Source organism: Sulfitobacter noctilucicola, from assembly GCF_000622385.1.
Lineage (GTDB): Bacteria > Pseudomonadota > Alphaproteobacteria > Rhodobacterales > Rhodobacteraceae > Sulfitobacter > Sulfitobacter noctilucicola.
In genome coordinates, this window is the sequence record NZ_JASD01000008.1 from 3252024 (window position 1) to 3266592 (window position 14569).

Annotated in this window: 13 protein-coding genes; 2 read left to right on the forward strand and 11 right to left on the reverse strand. The window is 56.6% G+C overall.

Annotated features, from left to right (window positions below; all coding sequences use genetic code 11):
• Positions 1-194: 194 nt before the first annotated feature.
• Genes pgi through zwf form a run of 3 tightly spaced genes read right to left on the reverse strand, consistent with a single transcriptional unit; the run spans position 195 to position 3921 of the window.
• Positions 195-1787, reverse strand: coding sequence for a glucose-6-phosphate isomerase (gene pgi, locus Z946_RS0119620; protein ID WP_025057414.1), 1593 nt, complete (start codon positions 1785-1787; stop codon positions 195-197).
• Positions 1787-2458: a 6-phosphogluconolactonase gene (pgl, locus tag Z946_RS0119625; RefSeq protein ID WP_025057415.1), complete on the reverse strand. Its 672-nt coding sequence runs from the start codon at positions 2456-2458 to the stop codon at positions 1787-1789. Before pgl ends, pgi begins: the two co-directional genes overlap by 1 nt.
• Complete coding sequence (gene zwf, locus Z946_RS0119630) at positions 2455-3921, reverse strand: glucose-6-phosphate dehydrogenase (RefSeq protein ID WP_025057416.1); 1467 nt, start codon at positions 3919-3921, stop codon at positions 2455-2457. The genes pgl and zwf overlap by 4 nt, the downstream gene beginning before the upstream one ends.
• 228 nt (positions 3922-4149) lie before the next feature.
• Here zwf and Z946_RS0119635 point away from each other — a divergent pair, with 228 nt between their 5' ends.
• The gene (locus Z946_RS0119635) at positions 4150-5109 is read left to right on the forward strand and encodes a radical SAM protein (RefSeq protein WP_025057417.1); all 960 of its coding nucleotides are present in this window, start codon (positions 4150-4152) and stop codon (positions 5107-5109) included.
• On the opposite strand, the gene Z946_RS0119640 is transcribed toward Z946_RS0119635, so the two are convergent.
• Together Z946_RS0119640 and Z946_RS0119645 are read right to left on the reverse strand one after the other, a co-directional pair.
• The gene (locus tag Z946_RS0119640; protein WP_025057418.1) at positions 5106-6170 is read right to left on the reverse strand and encodes a DUF2855 family protein; all 1065 of its coding nucleotides are present in this window, start codon (positions 6168-6170) and stop codon (positions 5106-5108) included. The two genes, Z946_RS0119635 and Z946_RS0119640, sit on opposite strands and share 4 nt — an antisense overlap.
• 89 nt (positions 6171-6259) lie before the next feature.
• Complete coding sequence (locus tag Z946_RS0119645) at positions 6260-6529, reverse strand: usg protein (RefSeq protein WP_025057419.1); 270 nt, start codon at positions 6527-6529, stop codon at positions 6260-6262.
• Between the two features lie 188 nt (positions 6530-6717).
• Between Z946_RS0119645 and gyrA the strand changes: the two genes are divergently transcribed.
• On the forward strand, positions 6718-9465 hold the full coding sequence (gene gyrA / locus Z946_RS0119650; RefSeq protein WP_025057420.1) for a DNA gyrase subunit A: 2748 nt from the start codon (positions 6718-6720) through the stop codon (positions 9463-9465).
• 90 nt (positions 9466-9555) lie between these two features.
• Here gyrA and Z946_RS0119655 read toward each other — a convergent pair whose 3' ends face one another.
• From Z946_RS0119655 to Z946_RS0119680, 6 genes are all read right to left on the reverse strand, one after another.
• Positions 9556-9861 (reverse strand): hypothetical protein, encoded by a 306-nt coding sequence (locus Z946_RS0119655; RefSeq protein WP_025057421.1) that lies wholly within the window; start codon positions 9859-9861, stop codon positions 9556-9558.
• A gap of 266 nt (positions 9862-10127) precedes the next feature.
• A complete protein-coding gene (locus tag Z946_RS0119660) occupies positions 10128-10448 on the reverse strand; it encodes a hypothetical protein (protein ID WP_025057422.1) in 321 nt (106 codons plus the stop codon).
• A gap of 134 nt (positions 10449-10582) precedes the next feature.
• Complete coding sequence (locus Z946_RS0119665) at positions 10583-10897, reverse strand: hypothetical protein (RefSeq protein WP_025057423.1); 315 nt, start codon at positions 10895-10897, stop codon at positions 10583-10585.
• A gap of 103 nt (positions 10898-11000) precedes the next feature.
• Positions 11001-12476 carry a carboxypeptidase M32 gene (locus Z946_RS0119670; protein WP_025057424.1) on the reverse strand — a complete coding sequence of 492 codons (1476 nt, stop codon included), beginning with the start codon at positions 12474-12476 and terminating at the stop codon, positions 11001-11003.
• Position 12477: 1 nt separating this feature from the next.
• Entirely contained in the window at positions 12478-13626 is a 1149-nt protein-coding gene (gene ctaA / locus Z946_RS0119675; protein WP_025057425.1) for a heme A synthase, read from the reverse strand.
• Positions 13627-13719: 93 nt separating this feature from the next.
• Positions 13720-14472, reverse strand: a complete 753-nt coding sequence (locus Z946_RS0119680; protein ID WP_025057426.1) for an RNA methyltransferase — start codon at positions 14470-14472, stop codon at positions 13720-13722.
• Positions 14473-14569 lie beyond the last annotated feature (97 nt).

Consider the following 14569-nt stretch of genomic DNA (forward strand, 5'->3'; position numbering starts at 1 on the left):
CGCACCAAAGCTGCGATTTACGGGTCAAACAGACATGCTAAACCAGCGTTTTCAGCATACGTTGGGGTCAGAGTAAGAAGGGCCAGCGAAGCGATATCGCAGCGCTTTGCTTGGCCCTTAAATTCATTACAACTTGTGTCCCGCAAGTCCTCGCCCTTCGGCACCCAGCCAACGGTAGCTTAGAACCGCAAAGCTCAGCGGTCGCGATGCTTTATCAGATATTCGACCAGCGCTGCGGTGGAGCCGTCTTTGCCATCTGTCCCTGCAGTTCCTTCGACTACAGGTTGGAGGGATGTGGCAAGCTCTTTGCCCAACTCCACGCCCCATTGATCATAGGAATTGATACCGAGGATGACGCCCTCGACGAAAACGCGGTGCTCGTATAGCGCGATGATCTGGCCAAGTGTGAATGGATCGAGGCGTTCATAAACGAGCGTCGTTGACGGACGGTTGCCCGGGAACACACGGTGTCTTGCCTGACGTTCCAATGCTTCTCCGCTTAGACCCTTATCAGCCATGATCTTGCGGGCCTGCGTAAGCGATCTGCCTTGCATAAGCGCCTCAGACTGCGCCAAGCAGTTGGCGACCAGCAGGTGGTGATGATGTGCCAGCTCAGGCTCGTGGCCGTTGGCCGCTACCATAAACTCGCACGGGATGACGCGCGTGCCCTGATGGATCAGCTGGTAGAACGCGTGCTGTCCATTTGTGCCCGCCGCGCCCCAGACCACTGGTCCGGTGTTATTGTCCACGTCAGAGCCGTCCATCTGAACCGCTTTGCCATTCGATTCCATTTCAAGCTGCTGGAAATAATCGGGCAGCATATTCAGACGCTGGTCATAGGGCAGCACAGCGCGCGTGGCATAACCGCAAATCTGGTTGTGCCAGATCCCGACCAAAGCCAGCATCATCGGCATATTCTCCAACGGCTCCGCAGCTTTGAAGTGCGTATCCATCGCCTGTGCACCGCGCAGGAAGGTGTCAAACCCTTCTGCACCGATGGCAATCATCAGCGACAGACCAATCGGCCCCCACAGGGAGTACCGGCCGCCGACCCAATCCTCAAAGCCGAAGACCTGCGCGGGATCAATGCCGAACTGACCTGTTTTATCTTCTGCCGTACTCAGGGCAGTAAACTGTGTTTCCGGGTCGCCGCCATGGTCGACCATCCAGGCGCGGGCGGTCCGCGCGTTGGTCATTGTCTCAATCGTGGTGAATGTCTTTGAGGCGACAATCACCAAAGTTGTCTTGGCATCAAGTCCGCGCAACGTATCGGCAATATGCGCCCCATCCACATTCGACACAAAGTGGCAACGCGGGCCGTCATGATAGGGAGCCAGTGCGGCCACAGCCATCGCGGGGCCGAGATCAGATCCACCGATGCCAATGTTCACCACGTCCGTGATGTTGCTGCTTCGAACCTGCTTGGAAAAGGTCCGCATGCGTTCAAGCGTGGCGTGAACCTCTGGCATGACGTCTTGTCCGTCCACCATCACCGAGCCACCGTCAAGGTTGCGCAAGGCGGTATGGAGCACGGCACGGTCTTCGGTTGCATTTATCTTTTCACCGGCAAACATCGCATCACGCTTTTGGGCGACGCCCGCAGCCTCTGCCAATGCAATAAGATCGGCACGGGTATCCGCGTCGATGTTGGTTTTCGAATAATCAAACGCCATGTACTGTGTACTGAGGCTAAATTCTGCCGCGCGGTCGGTGCCTTCAAAAAGCGCAAGGATCGGACGCTCTGCGATGGCGTCCTGTCGGGTGCGCAGGGTGTCCCAGATGTCCATTATGCTGCCCAATGTACTGTGCCGCCCGCCATGACCGCGCCGATGGGCGCTTCATGGGCTGGCAGGGTTTGTGCGCGCTCAAGTGCCGCGCGTTTTTCATCACCGAAGATCACAAGGTGTTTCGACATCGCGCCCGCCAGCGCATGGGCCGGAAGTGTGACCCGCTCTGTTGTCATCCCCACCGGGCTGACCGGACACAGAAGCGGCGCGTTCGGTGCCATTGCGGCCTCCAGGCCGTCACCGCCGGGGAAAAGCGACGCGGTATGCATGTCTGCCCCCATGCCCAGCATCAAAAGCGAAATCGGAAGCTCGGACTTCAAAGTCGGTGCAACTTCTGCCGCTCCTTCTCTGGATGTCTTGCCGTCACGGTAAAAGGGAACCAGCTGTGCCGATGCCGCGCGGCCTGTCAGCAGGTGACGCTTAATCAGACCAGTATTCGATTGTTCATCGTCTTCGGGGACCCAACGTTCGTCAGTGAGCATCACATGCACGCGGTCCCATGCCAGATCAGTTGAGGACATCATGTCGAATATCGGCGCGGGTGTCGTCCCACCGGGTACCGCGAAAGAGGCGTAATCATGCATCGTCAGACATTTGCGCAACTCGCCTGCCAGAACGTTGGCCACCGACATCGCCAGCAGTTCGCGATCTGCATACTCAATGATATTCATGGGGCTACCTTTCGCCATTCGCGACCATCGCGCCGCATCATCTCGAACGCCTCTGTTGTGCCGTCCGAACCACTGTCGTAGAATTTTGGTACATCTCCACGAGCTTCCCAACCCTGAATAATGGGATCGGTCCATGCCCAAGCGGCCTCAACCTCGTCTCCGCGCATAAACAGGGTCTGGTTGCCACGGATCACGTCCATAATCAGCCGCTCGTAGGCGTCGACCTGCTCGGCATCCTCCCCCAAAGCTTCCGAGAATGTCATGTCTAAGGGCACGTCGATCAGGCGCATCCCCCCCGGTCCAGGTTCCTTGATTGTCACGCCAAGCGTGATGCCTTCGTTCGGTTGCAAGCGGATCGACAGCACGTTGCGGTGTTGGCCTGCGTCCTCAGCGAAAATGCTGTGCGGCGTCTCTTTGAAAACGACCGTAATCTCTGAACTTCGGGCTGACATGCGTTTGCCAGTACGCAGGTAAAAGGGCGTGCCAGACCAGCGCCAGTTGCTGATCTGCGTCTTGAGCGCGATGAAGCTTTCTGTCTTTGAGCGTGGATCACCCACTGCATCGCGGTAATTTGGGTGACCTTCGGCGTCATCGTGATCGGCGTCGTACTGGCCGCGTATGATGTGGTGCGGCAGAACCGGATCTAGCGCGCGGATCACCTTGAGCTTTTCATCACGCACCGCATTGGGATCAAACCGCGCTGGCGGTTCCATCGCAATCAGGCACAACAACTGCATCAGGTGGTTCTGCACCATATCGCGCATCGCACCGGATTTATCGTAGTATTCGCCCCTGCCCCCGACACCCACGGTTTCGGCCACCGTGATCTGGATGTGGTCAACGTATTGCGCATTCCAAAGTGGCTCAAACAGCATGTTACCAAAGCGCACAGCCATCAGGTTTTGAACCGTTTCCTTACCAAGATAATGGTCGATGCGGTAAATCTGGCGTTCGTCGAAATAGGTAGCCAGCGTCGCGTTCAAAGCTTGCGCTGTCTCAAGATCGCGGCCGAAGGGTTTTTCCACCACGATCCGTGCCTGTTTGTCTGCCATTCCCCATTGCTGCAAACGCTCGGCAAGATCACCAAAAAGTGCCGGTGCAACGGAAAAATAGTAGGCTTCGATTTTGTCGGTGCCCTTCATGAGTTCCTGCAGTTCGGCCCAACCGGCCTCTCCACGGGCATCAATCGCAACGTAGTGTATTTGCTTGAGGAAGGCATCAAGCTTGGCTTGCGGCGGGCTTTCCATACCTCCGAATTCGGCGATTGCCTCAGCCACCATCGCGCGAAAGCCAGCGCTGTCCATGTCGCTGCGGGCTGCCCCGATGATCCTTGCATTCGCGGGCATCTGACCGGCGATAAAACGTCGAAAGAGACCGGGAAGAATTTTACGCCGTGCCAGATCGCCGGTGCCGCCAAAAATGACCAGGTCGAAAGGATCCACAGGGATGACCCTTGAAGCAATGTTCGGCATACCTTCATGAAGACTGCTCATTTTAATTTCCCCACCGCAGAAAAGTAACGCATGTTAGCGGTAACATAGATGAAATCCTCAGGTTCACAAGCCCGTGCGCCCCAGTGCTCCGGCCTTTTCAACAGAAGCGGGATACCGTAGCAAAGCAGGCAATCGGTTCGGGCCAAAGACTAGGGTCATTTCGCGCCAAGACCAAGAAACAAGTGACGGAGAGCGGGTATGAAAGACATCGAAACACCCGGTACGCAGGCAAATGCGGGCAAATTCGTGGATCCGGCGGTTACCGCCAAAGGCGAAGCACGCGCAACTGTGCCGCTTAGCAATCCGCAGACGTTGTGGTTCAACACAGGTACGTTGTGCAACATCGAATGTGTAAACTGCTATATCGCCTCCAGCCCTACGAACGATGCGCTGGTCTACATCACGGCGGACGAAGTGCGTGATTACCTCGACCAATTGGAAGATCGTAAATGGAATGTGAGCGAGATTGCCTTCACCGGTGGCGAGCCGTTCATGAACCCCGAAATGATCGAGATGACCGAAGCCTCACTGAAGCGTGGCTATGACGTATTGATCCTGACCAACGCCATGCGACCGATGATGCGCAAAAAGGTAAAAGCCGGTTTGCTGCGTCTGAATGAAACATATCCGAGTAAACTGACCCTCCGAATTTCGGTCGACCATTACAGAACCGATTTGCACGATGCGGAGCGTGGTGCGGGATCGTTCAATCTGACCCTAGAGGGAATGGCGTGGCTGCGTGACAACGGGTTCACAATGGCGGTGGCGGGCCGTTCTGTCTTTGGCGACAGCGATGCTGACAGCCGGGACGGTTACGCCGAATTTTATGCGCAGAACAACTTTAATATCGACGCATATGATCCTGCGATGACAGTTCTTTTTCCAGAAATGGACGAGCGGATCGAGGTGCCGGAAATTACCACAGCATGCTGGGGTATCCTTGATAAGTCGCCCGATGCGGTGATGTGTTCGTCCTCGCGAATGGTGGTAAAGCGCAAGGGCGCAGAACAACCCGCGGTGCTGGCCTGTACGCTGCTGCCCTACTCACCGGAATTCGAGCTTGGAACGTCATTGGCGGAGGCAGAGCGCGACGTTGCGCTCAACCATCCGCATTGCGCGAAGTTCTGTGTTCTAGGCGGGGCGAGCTGTTCCGCCTAAAGGCGGATCACGTGCCCCTCTGCGGGATTTGACGTGCCTTCAGCCAGCGTGGCGTAAATGGCCGGTGCCTTGTCCAGTCCGTCGTGCACTTTGACCTCCATCCAGGTGGCCGCCTCTTCTGCAAGTCGCATAAACGCCTCGCCGATTCGGCGGTCGATCTCACCCGGTCCCCACTCATCGCGGCGCTTGGCAATTTGGGCAGGCGCGAAAAAGAACTCCGGCTTCACGCCCTCAAGCTCGACAGCAGGGTTGAACGCGTCCCAATGACTGATCCCGACTGCGGCGGAGTGTTTGAGGTCCGCACCTAAATGGGCATGGAGCGCCGCTTTCACTTGCGCGTTGCCGGACATATCGACGTAGACACTGCTCAGCGCCGGAATATCGGCGATCTGGTCATAGGTCAGTACAGTGTCGCAAGCCCCCAAGCCTTCAACAAAGCTGCGGTTACGCTCGGAGGTGAGGCCGACAATCTTGTAAGACCGGTCAGTGTCTTCAGCCAGATATTTGCACAGCCCCAGACCGGTTTTGGACGATGCGGAGCCGACGATGATCTGTTCTGCCCCGAAACGGTCGTTGTCCGCCAGCCAGTCGGAGATAAGGTAAGATGTGGCCAACAGCGGCTGGAGAATAGCGCGGATATGGTCCTGCTCAGGCGTTGTATCCCCTACTGGAACATAGCTGTTGTAGACCGCTGGCAATTCTCTGCGGTGTTCAACGATGTCTGTGACATTGCCGCGTGATGACACTTGCGGCGTGATGACAATGCTCTCGGACATCGGATAAAACCCGTAAAGGCGCGTGCCTTCAGGCAATTCATCGGCGCGGCTTTCGGTGACTTTCGCGACGCCCCAAACGGGCACAAGACCCTGACCCGCCACACCGGTAGGAAAGAACTTCCAATAACCTATGGCGAAGCCTGAGGCCGCGTAAGTGACGTTGTTCGCCGTTAGCGCAAAGCTCTCCAGCGTCAGCCGCGCCTCGCCGGGCTGAAGTTCCGCTGATGGCACCTCGTCCATCTGCGTTTGCGTTATCTTTTGCTGGTCAACCAAGATCCGGTGCATGTCGTGTTCTCCCCTGAAGTCGGGGTCATGCTACCGTCCGTCACGCAAAAGCGCCTCAGGAAAAATTACGAACGTTGCGGCATTCGCGATTAGTGCAAGGTAAACTCACCCACCTGATTTTGCCATTCACCCGACTTGAGAAGTTTGCGGTGCGAGAACCTGACTGAATGCAGCGGCCCATCCAGCGAGGTCTGCCAAAACTCGACGAACTCAAAAAGTTTAGGGTGGTCCGGTGCAAGATCGTAATCCTGCCAAATGTAGCTGTTGAGAACATGGGTATAGTCAGGCATGCGGTAGAAAATCTCCGCCGTGGTCAGCCCGTACCCTTTAAGCATAAGCTCGGTTTCGGATGGGGACATTTGATCCTCCTTTTTGCTGCTGTAACGTTAGCCTGCCACAGGGGTTTTACTTTTCAATGAAAACAAGCCCTTGACCCGTAGTGCCTGATTAAAAAGATGCACGAAGGCCACAGGCATTGCACCCTATCTGCGCTCTCTGCTATATCTGAACGCTACATCTAGTTCTGAGAAGAAGTCGAGCAAACAACGTGAACGATACGCCAGAAACACCTGATAATAATGACGAAAACATGCCCGCGCCCTACGTCTACGACGGGCCCTCGGTCACCATCGAGCATGAGATGCGCACGTCCTATCTGGACTATGCCATGTCGGTCATCGTTTCGCGTGCCATTCCCGATCTGCGGGATGGTCTAAAACCCGTGCACCGGCGCATTTTGTTCGCCATGCACGAAACCGGAAACACCCACGACAAAAGCTATCGCAAGTCGGCCCGCCCCGTCGGGGATGTGATGGGTCAGTACCACCCGCACGGTGACAGCGCGATCTATGATGCACTTGTGCGCATGGCGCAGGATTTCTCGATGTCTCTGCCGTTGCTCGACGGGCAAGGCAACTTTGGCTCCATGGACGGCGATAACGCGGCCGCCATGCGCTATACCGAAGTGCGTATGGACAAGCCTGCGTCATACTTGCTGGCCGATATCGACAAAGATACAGTCGATTTTCAGGACAACTACGACGGCAAGCAGCAGGAACCGACGGTCCTTCCTGCCCGTTTCCCGAACATGCTGGTCAACGGTGCTGGCGGTATCGCGGTTGGTATGGCGACGAACATCCCGCCACATAACCTTGGCGAAGTCATTGACGCCTGCCTTGCGCTGATCGAAGAGCCTGATCTGACTTCCGAGCAGTTGATCGACTATATTCCGGGACCCGATTTCCCCACCGGCGGCATCATGCTGGGCCGTTCCGGCGCGCGCAAAGCCTACCTTGAAGGGCGCGGTTCTGTTGTCATCCGCTCCAAAACGCGGGTCGAGGAAATTCGCAAGGACCGCTGGGCGATTGTCATCGACGAGATCCCCTATCAGGTGAACAAAGCCACGATGATTGAACGCATTGCCGAAGCGGCACGCGATAAGAAGATCGAGGGCATCGCGCATGTTCAGGACGAATCCGACCGTAACGGCGTGCGGGTTGTCGTTGAGCTGAAGCGCGATGCGACTGCCGAAGTCGTGATGAACCAGCTATTCCGTTTCACACCGATGCAAACCTATTTCGGCTGTAACATGCTGGCGTTGAATGGCGGCCGTCCCGAGACGCTGACACTGCGCCGTTTCCTGACCTGTTTCCTCGACTTCCGCGAAGAAGTTGTCGCGCGCCGCACTGCATATCTACTGCGCAAAGCACGCGATCGCAGCCACATCCTGTGTGGTCTTGCGGTAGCCGTCACCAACATCGACGAAGTTGTCGCGACCATCCGCTCCTCCGCAGATGCGGCTGAGGCGCGTGAAAAGCTGATGACGCGCCGCTGGCCCGCACAGGACATCCTGCCCTATATCGCGCTGATCGACGATCCGACCCATACCGCGAATGAAGACGGCACCTATAACCTGTCCGAAATTCAGGCCCGCGCCATTCTGGAACTGCGCTTGCAGCGCCTGACACAGATCGGCGTCAAGGAAGTCACCGACGAGCTGGAAGAACTGGCCGGTAAGATCAAGGAATACCTTGAGATTTTGGGCAGCCGCGAGCGGATCATGGGGATCATCTCGGACGAGTTGCAGGAATGCAAAGACCTTTTCGCCGTGCCGCGCCGTACCGAGATTGTCGACTGGTCCGGCGACATGGACGACGAAGACCTGATTGCCCGCGAGGACATGGTCGTGACCGTGACTTCAGGTGGGTACATCAAACGCACTCCGCTCATCGACTTCCGCAGCCAGCGTCGTGGTGGCAAAGGTGTCTCCGGCATGGCGACCAAGGAAGAGGATGTCGTCACGACCCTCTTCGTCGCCAATACCCATACTCAGCTGCTGTTCTTCACCACCGATGGCATGGTCTACAAGCTCAAGACGTGGCGCCTGCCACAAGGCGGACGCACGTCCAAAGGCAAAGCAATTGTGAATATCCTGCCGATCCCTACAGGTGTGTCGATTGCCGCCATCATGCCGGTTGATCGGGATGAGGATGAATGGGATGATCTGCAGGTGGTCTTTGCCACCTCGGCTGGCACGGTACGCCGCAACAAACTGTCCGATTTCACCAACGTTATGCGCAACGGCAAGATCGCGATGAAGTTCGAGGACGAGCATGCCGAGACAACGCTGATTAACGCCCGCATCGCTTCGAATGAGGATGATGTGATGCTGGTCACGGATTCAGGTCGTGCGATCCGTTTCCCTGCAACCGATGTGCGCGTTTTCAACAGCCGCGCCTCTGTCGGGGTGCGCGGGATCAAGTTGAACGGGGACGACAAGGTTGTGTCCATGTCAATCATCCGCCACTTCGACGCCACAAGCGACGAACGTGCAGCATATCTCAAAATGCGCCGCGCAATGGCGGGCATTGCCGACGATGCGGAGACGTCTGACGAAGAAGCTGATCCAAATGCCACGATTGATCAGGCGCGCTATGCGGAAATGTCAGCGGCGGAAAACCTGTTGCTCACGATCACGGCGCAAGGGTCGGGCAAACTCAGCTCCAGCCATGACTATCCGGTGCGTGGCCGTGGTGGTCTCGGCGTGACGGCGATGGACAAGGCGATGCGCGGTGGTGCCATTGTCGCGTCCTTCCCTGTTGAAATGGACGACCAGATCATGTTGGCCACATCCAAAGGTCAATCAATCCGTGTACCAGTTGAAGGTATTTCCTTCCGGTCCCGTAGTGCCGGCGGCGTCAAAGTCTTCGATACGGGCAAGAATGAGATCGTGGTCAGTGTTGCCTGGATAGCGGATCAGGGCGATGAAGACGACAATACCATTGACGCGGAATAATCGCAGGGCTGCCGAAGTCGACTTATACTCTAGAAAAAGAAAGGCCCCCGGAACGGGGGCCTTAATTACGTTGTGTGCGGTATGTAACTCTCAGTCGGTGCTGATCGTCGTGTCATTATCGTCATTTGTCGCTACGATCCCAACAAGCATCAAAGCAGCGATACCGCCAACCAATCCGATACCACCAAGACCGGTCGCAAAAAGGCCACCGCCGGCTTCGTTCACGCCGCCAACTTCAATACAGTTTCGGGTTTTCACACCATCGGTCACCGTGAGAACAGCACCGCAGTTATAAATAGTGCCATCTTTGATCACCTCTATGGGATAATTCTGGTTCGCCAATGTCGCGGTCGCTGTCAGTGAGAGCGTGGCTGCTACAGCAAGAATTTTCTTCATCAGTAAGCTCCTGTTCAATTCAAGACCAAATTTCCGCCTTGTCGTAAGGTGAATCCTACCAAAAAGTTAACGCCGCCGGGGAAACTTGCCAGAAATTCTTGCAATTCGGCGGGATGCCGCTGCCAATTATCCGGCAAATAGGCATGACAGCGCACAAAAAATGGGCAGACCGTTGGCCTGCCCATTCTAAAATCATCTTACATTCGGGCCCGCATCATATGCAGGCGTACATGTCTAATCCAATCAAGCGTCCAAGGACGCGTGGATTAGTTTGTGCCTGTTGTGGAGTCGTCGTCGTCGTTGTTGTTGTCAACAACGATACCACCAACAACAACAACTGCTGCGATGATGCCAGCAATTGCTGCGCCGCTCAGGCCTGCGCCCAATGCGAATAAACCGCCGCCCGCGTCGTTGGCACCGCCAACTGTCACACAGCTGCGTGCTGTCTGGCCGTCTACAACAATTGTGTCAGCTGCACAGTTGTACAGAACGCCGTCTTTGGACAGCTCAACTGGGAAGTTAGGGTTTGCAAATGCTGTTGTCGCTGTAACGGAAAGCACTGCTGCGGCTGTGAAAAGTTTCTTCATTTTTAGCTCCTAGGGTTGGTCTAATGCTGTGGTCTGCGGCCTGCTTGCCGTTCGTCTAAATCTCTTGTCCCGCCCTGAACAGACGACACATGGTTTATGGTTACTCTGTTTTTGAGGTACTGTGAAGCAGATATTTAATTGGTGCCATTGGCCTCTGGGGTATCGTCACTATCTGCGACAACACCAACAATGGCGATGGAAACCAACCCCAAGCCGACCAGTGCTCCCGCGGACAGGCCACCTGACGAAAACATCCCGCCACCGCTGCTAGTACATTGCAAACGCGGGTGCGTTCCGCGGCAACTGTACAAGACGCCGTCAGCGCCTTGAACCGCAATAGGATATGCCGCGTTTTCGGTCGCGCCAACGATGCTGCCGGTTGTGTCGGCGCAAACTGTATTGATAAATGCGCATGTCGCAAATGCGGCGACGAAGATGGCTGACTTCATGTCAAACTCCCAAAACTCACTACTATACAAAACACCACTTGGTGTTGCTGTAGACAGTAGCCCGTTCATCGGGAAGATGAACCAATAGTTAACGTATGTTGGCTTACAGGCGGTAAATCGCCGAGAATTTGCTATTTAAATAAGACATCAGCGGTGCCTCACTCGGTTCAAACCCGCATGCGTTCTTAACCACTTCGCGCGGCTCGAAAAGACCGCCGTGTGTCTGCACATTTGAACGCAACCATCCCGTCGCGGCTGTTGTGTCGCCCTTGGCAAGGTCCTCATCAACGGCGGGTACCGCTTTGCGCAGCGCTTCGTTCAGACAACCTGCATAGACATTGCCCAACGAATAGGTAGGGAAGTATCCGATCAGACCGACCGACCAATGCACGTCCTGTAGCACACCATTTGATGACTTATCGACGGCAAAACCGAAGTCGGCTTCGAAGCGGTCGTTCCATGCGGCTTCCAGATCCTGCACCTGCAAGTCGTGGCTAACCAAAGCACGTTCGAGGTCGAAACGCATCAATACGTGCAGATTATATTGCAGTTCATCGGCCTCGGTCCGGATGAAACCGTCAGATACGCGATTCGCGATTCGGTAAAATGTTTCGGCGTCCGCGACGCCGAAATCACCAAAGGCGTCTGTCATTTGGGTATAGAGCCAGCCGGTGAACGCAGCAGAACGGCCAAGCTGGTTCTCGTATATCCGGCTTTGGCTTTCATGCACGCCCATCGACACCCCAGACCCCAGCGGGGTCAGCAGGTACTCGCGATCAATCCCCTGCTCATAGGCGGCATGACCCACTTCGTGGATTGTCGAATAGAAGCAGTTGAACGGATCATGCTCGTTCGTTCTGGTCGTGATGCGCACATCAAGACCAGAGCCAGACGAGAACGGATGCACCGCTTTGTCGACACGGCCATGGCTCATGTCATATCCAAAGGTGCGCGCGAGCTGGCGGGTCAGCTTCATCTGCGCGCCTTCGTCAAACGCGCCTTCCAGTTTCGGTGGGGCGTCCGCTTCGCGCACAGCTGCACGCAATTCGGTCAGGCCGGGTCGCATGGCACCGAACATCGCTTCAAGCTCCGCGCCGGTCGTGCCGGGTTCATAGTCTTGCAACATCGCGTCGTAGACATCGCCGCCGGTCGCCAGCGCCTGCCCCTCTTCACGCTTCAGCGACAAAACCTCGCTGAGTGTCGGAGCAAAGGCCGCGAAATCATCCTCGGCACGCGCTTCGGCCCATGTGCCCTGCGCTTCGGAGGTGACACGTGCGATGCGGGCAGCGAGGGCGGCGGGCACCTTGCTGCTGCGATCATAGCTCCGGCGGATATGGCGCAGATTTGCGCGGCCCACATCGTCAAGCGTATCGGATGCGATCGTATCCAACCATTCGCCGATCTTCGGGTCGGTGCGGCGAGCATGCAGCACCCCTTCCAACGCGGCCATCTCTTCGCCGCGCTGCGGGGCAGCCCCGCGGGGCATCATCGTCTCCTGATCCCATCCGAGGCGGCCCATAACCTGCGCCAGCGCCTGCGTTTCGCGCGTGTGCGCCATCAAATCGTCATAGGCTGTCATGTCAGGTTCCTCGGATACCGGTGGCAATAGGATAGGCGCTCAGAAAGCGGGCGCGCAGGATCAGTACCCAAAGGATCACGGCAAGTGCCTGATGCACAAGAGCAATGTGGACGGGTGCCGCGTAAAGGACTGTCATGATGCCCCAGATTACCTGAAGCGTCAGGACGGCCATCACAGCATTGAAGGCGAAACGCGTTTTGCCATGGGCGGACCCGCGGCCGCGTAGCCAGACCACGATACCAAATACGAACAGCAGATAGCCCGATACACGGTGCATAAACTGCACAAGGCCCGGGTTCTCAAAGAAGTTGCGCCAAGTGGGTTCGATGTTGAATGCATCCCGCGGGAAAACCTGCCCCTGCATCAGTGGCCAGTCAACGAAGTAACGCCCTGCATCAATACCGGCGACCAAAGCCCCGAGCAGGATTTGCAAAAAGGCAAAGTGCATGAGGCCGGTAGACAGTTTGAAAGGCTTGGTTTCCTTGGCACGACGGGCCTGTATCAAATCACGCTCCGGCCGCCCGAGCATCAGAGCGTACCACGTGATAAAACCAAGGATCACAAAAGCCAGCCCCAGATGGGTCGCCAGCCGGTAGCTTTTTACATCAAGCATACCCTCGCCGCTGGTCACGCCGGAGGCGACCATCCACCAGCCGATAGCACCCTGCGCACCACCCAATGCCCCCAGCAGGAGTAACCTTGGGGTCCAACCGACCGGTATTTGGCGTCGCAACAGGAACCACAAAAAGCCAACAGCCCAAACCAGCCCGATCACGCGGCCCAATTGCCGGTGGCCCCATTCCCACCAGTAGATCACTTTAAAATCAGAGAGCTGCATCCAGGAATTTTGCAGCTGGAATTCATCAATCTGTTTGTACTTGTCGAATTCCGATTGCCAGTCCGCCTCTGACAAGGGGGGCACACTGCCGGTGATGGGGCGCCATTCGGTAATCGACAATCCGCTGTCAGTCAGCCGCGTCATCCCCCCGACTGCGATCATCAAAAATACCAGTGCAAACAGGACAAACAGCCAGATGCGGATTGCTGTGCGGGCACCGCCCCTGCCCCGATCAATCACGCCGGTCTGCGCCACAGGTTTCTGCGGCTCCGGGATTGTCACTTCTTCAAAAAGTTTGCGTTTCTCAGCCATGTTCCGCCTCTAAATCGCTTGCCCCGCTGTGGTTATTGCAACTGGGCTGGAAGGTCTAGGGATGCTGCCGCGACATCTTGTGGCGGTGCGGTGTCAGTCGCGCTCTTTCCAGCGGACCATCTGACGCATCATGCCATGCAGCATCTGCACGTCTGCCCGCGTGAGCGGCATCCGTGACCACATGTTGCGCAGGTTCACCTTCATCGAGGTTTCCTTGTGCGCGGGATAAAAGAAACCGGCGTCTTCCATGCGTTCCTCGTAATGCGCAGCCAGATGTTCGACCTCTTGCCCGCTCGCCCAATCTGTGCCCGCAAGGCCATCCGACTGCGCAGTCACTTCGCCGCCCTGCCGCATCCATTCGTAGCCCATCAACAGCACGCACTGCGCCAGATTGAGCGAGGCAAATGCAGGATTGACGGGCACAGACACAATGGCATTGGCCCGCGCGATATCATCATTCTCAAGGCCTGCCCGCTCCGGTCCGAATAAAATTGCGACACGCTGGCCCTGAGAGATGCGCTTGCGCGTCTCGGCCATGGCGGCTTCGGGGCTGTAAACCGGTTTGGTCAGATCACGGTCGCGGGCGGTTGTGGCGAAAACAAAATCGGCATCGGCCAAAGCATCAGGTAGATCAGGGCACAGCCGCGCTTCGTCCAAAAGACGTCCGGCCCCTGATGCCATGGCAACTGCGGCGGGGTTCGGCCACCCGTCTCTCGGGGCCACCACACGCATATGATCAAGGCCGAAGTTCCACATGGCACGGGCCGCCGCACCGATATTTTCGCCCATTTGCGGACGGACAAGCACGATGGCGGGAATGGCGGGTTTTTCTACGGCGTCTGACATGATCCGCGTCTTAGCTGCGTGCCCCGTTTCTTACAAGGACCGGTCGGGAGGATCGCCCCCATAGCGCCTCCAAAGGAGTTTTCTTTTGCGCCGCCCT

What these genes read in the sequence shown, in the direction of transcription:
- pgi (WP_025057414.1), bottom strand. Translation starts at nt 1,787, where the DNA reads ATGGACATCTGGGACACCCTGCGCACCCGACAGGACGCCATCGCAGAG.
- Z946_RS0119680 (WP_025057426.1), bottom strand. Translation starts at nt 14,472, where the DNA reads ATGTCAGACGCCGTAGAAAAACCCGCCATTCCCGCCATCGTGCTTGTC.
- Z946_RS0119635 (WP_025057417.1), top strand. Translation starts at nt 4,150, where the DNA reads ATGAAAGACATCGAAACACCCGGTACGCAGGCAAATGCGGGCAAATTC.
- Z946_RS0119655 (WP_025057421.1), bottom strand. Translation starts at nt 9,861, where the DNA reads ATGAAGAAAATTCTTGCTGTAGCAGCCACGCTCTCACTGACAGCGACC.
- Z946_RS0119645 (WP_025057419.1), bottom strand. Translation starts at nt 6,529, where the DNA reads ATGTCCCCATCCGAAACCGAGCTTATGCTTAAAGGGTACGGGCTGACC.
- Z946_RS0119640 (WP_025057418.1), bottom strand. Translation starts at nt 6,170, where the DNA reads ATGCACCGGATCTTGGTTGACCAGCAAAAGATAACGCAAACGCAGATG.
- Z946_RS0119665 (WP_025057423.1), bottom strand. Translation starts at nt 10,897, where the DNA reads ATGAAGTCAGCCATCTTCGTCGCCGCATTTGCGACATGCGCATTTATC.
- pgl (WP_025057415.1), bottom strand. Translation starts at nt 2,458, where the DNA reads ATGAATATCATTGAGTATGCAGATCGCGAACTGCTGGCGATGTCGGTG.
- ctaA (WP_025057425.1), bottom strand. Translation starts at nt 13,626, where the DNA reads ATGGCTGAGAAACGCAAACTTTTTGAAGAAGTGACAATCCCGGAGCCG.
- Z946_RS0119660 (WP_025057422.1), bottom strand. Translation starts at nt 10,448, where the DNA reads ATGAAGAAACTTTTCACAGCCGCAGCAGTGCTTTCCGTTACAGCGACA.
- Z946_RS0119670 (WP_025057424.1), bottom strand. Translation starts at nt 12,476, where the DNA reads ATGACAGCCTATGACGATTTGATGGCGCACACGCGCGAAACGCAGGCG.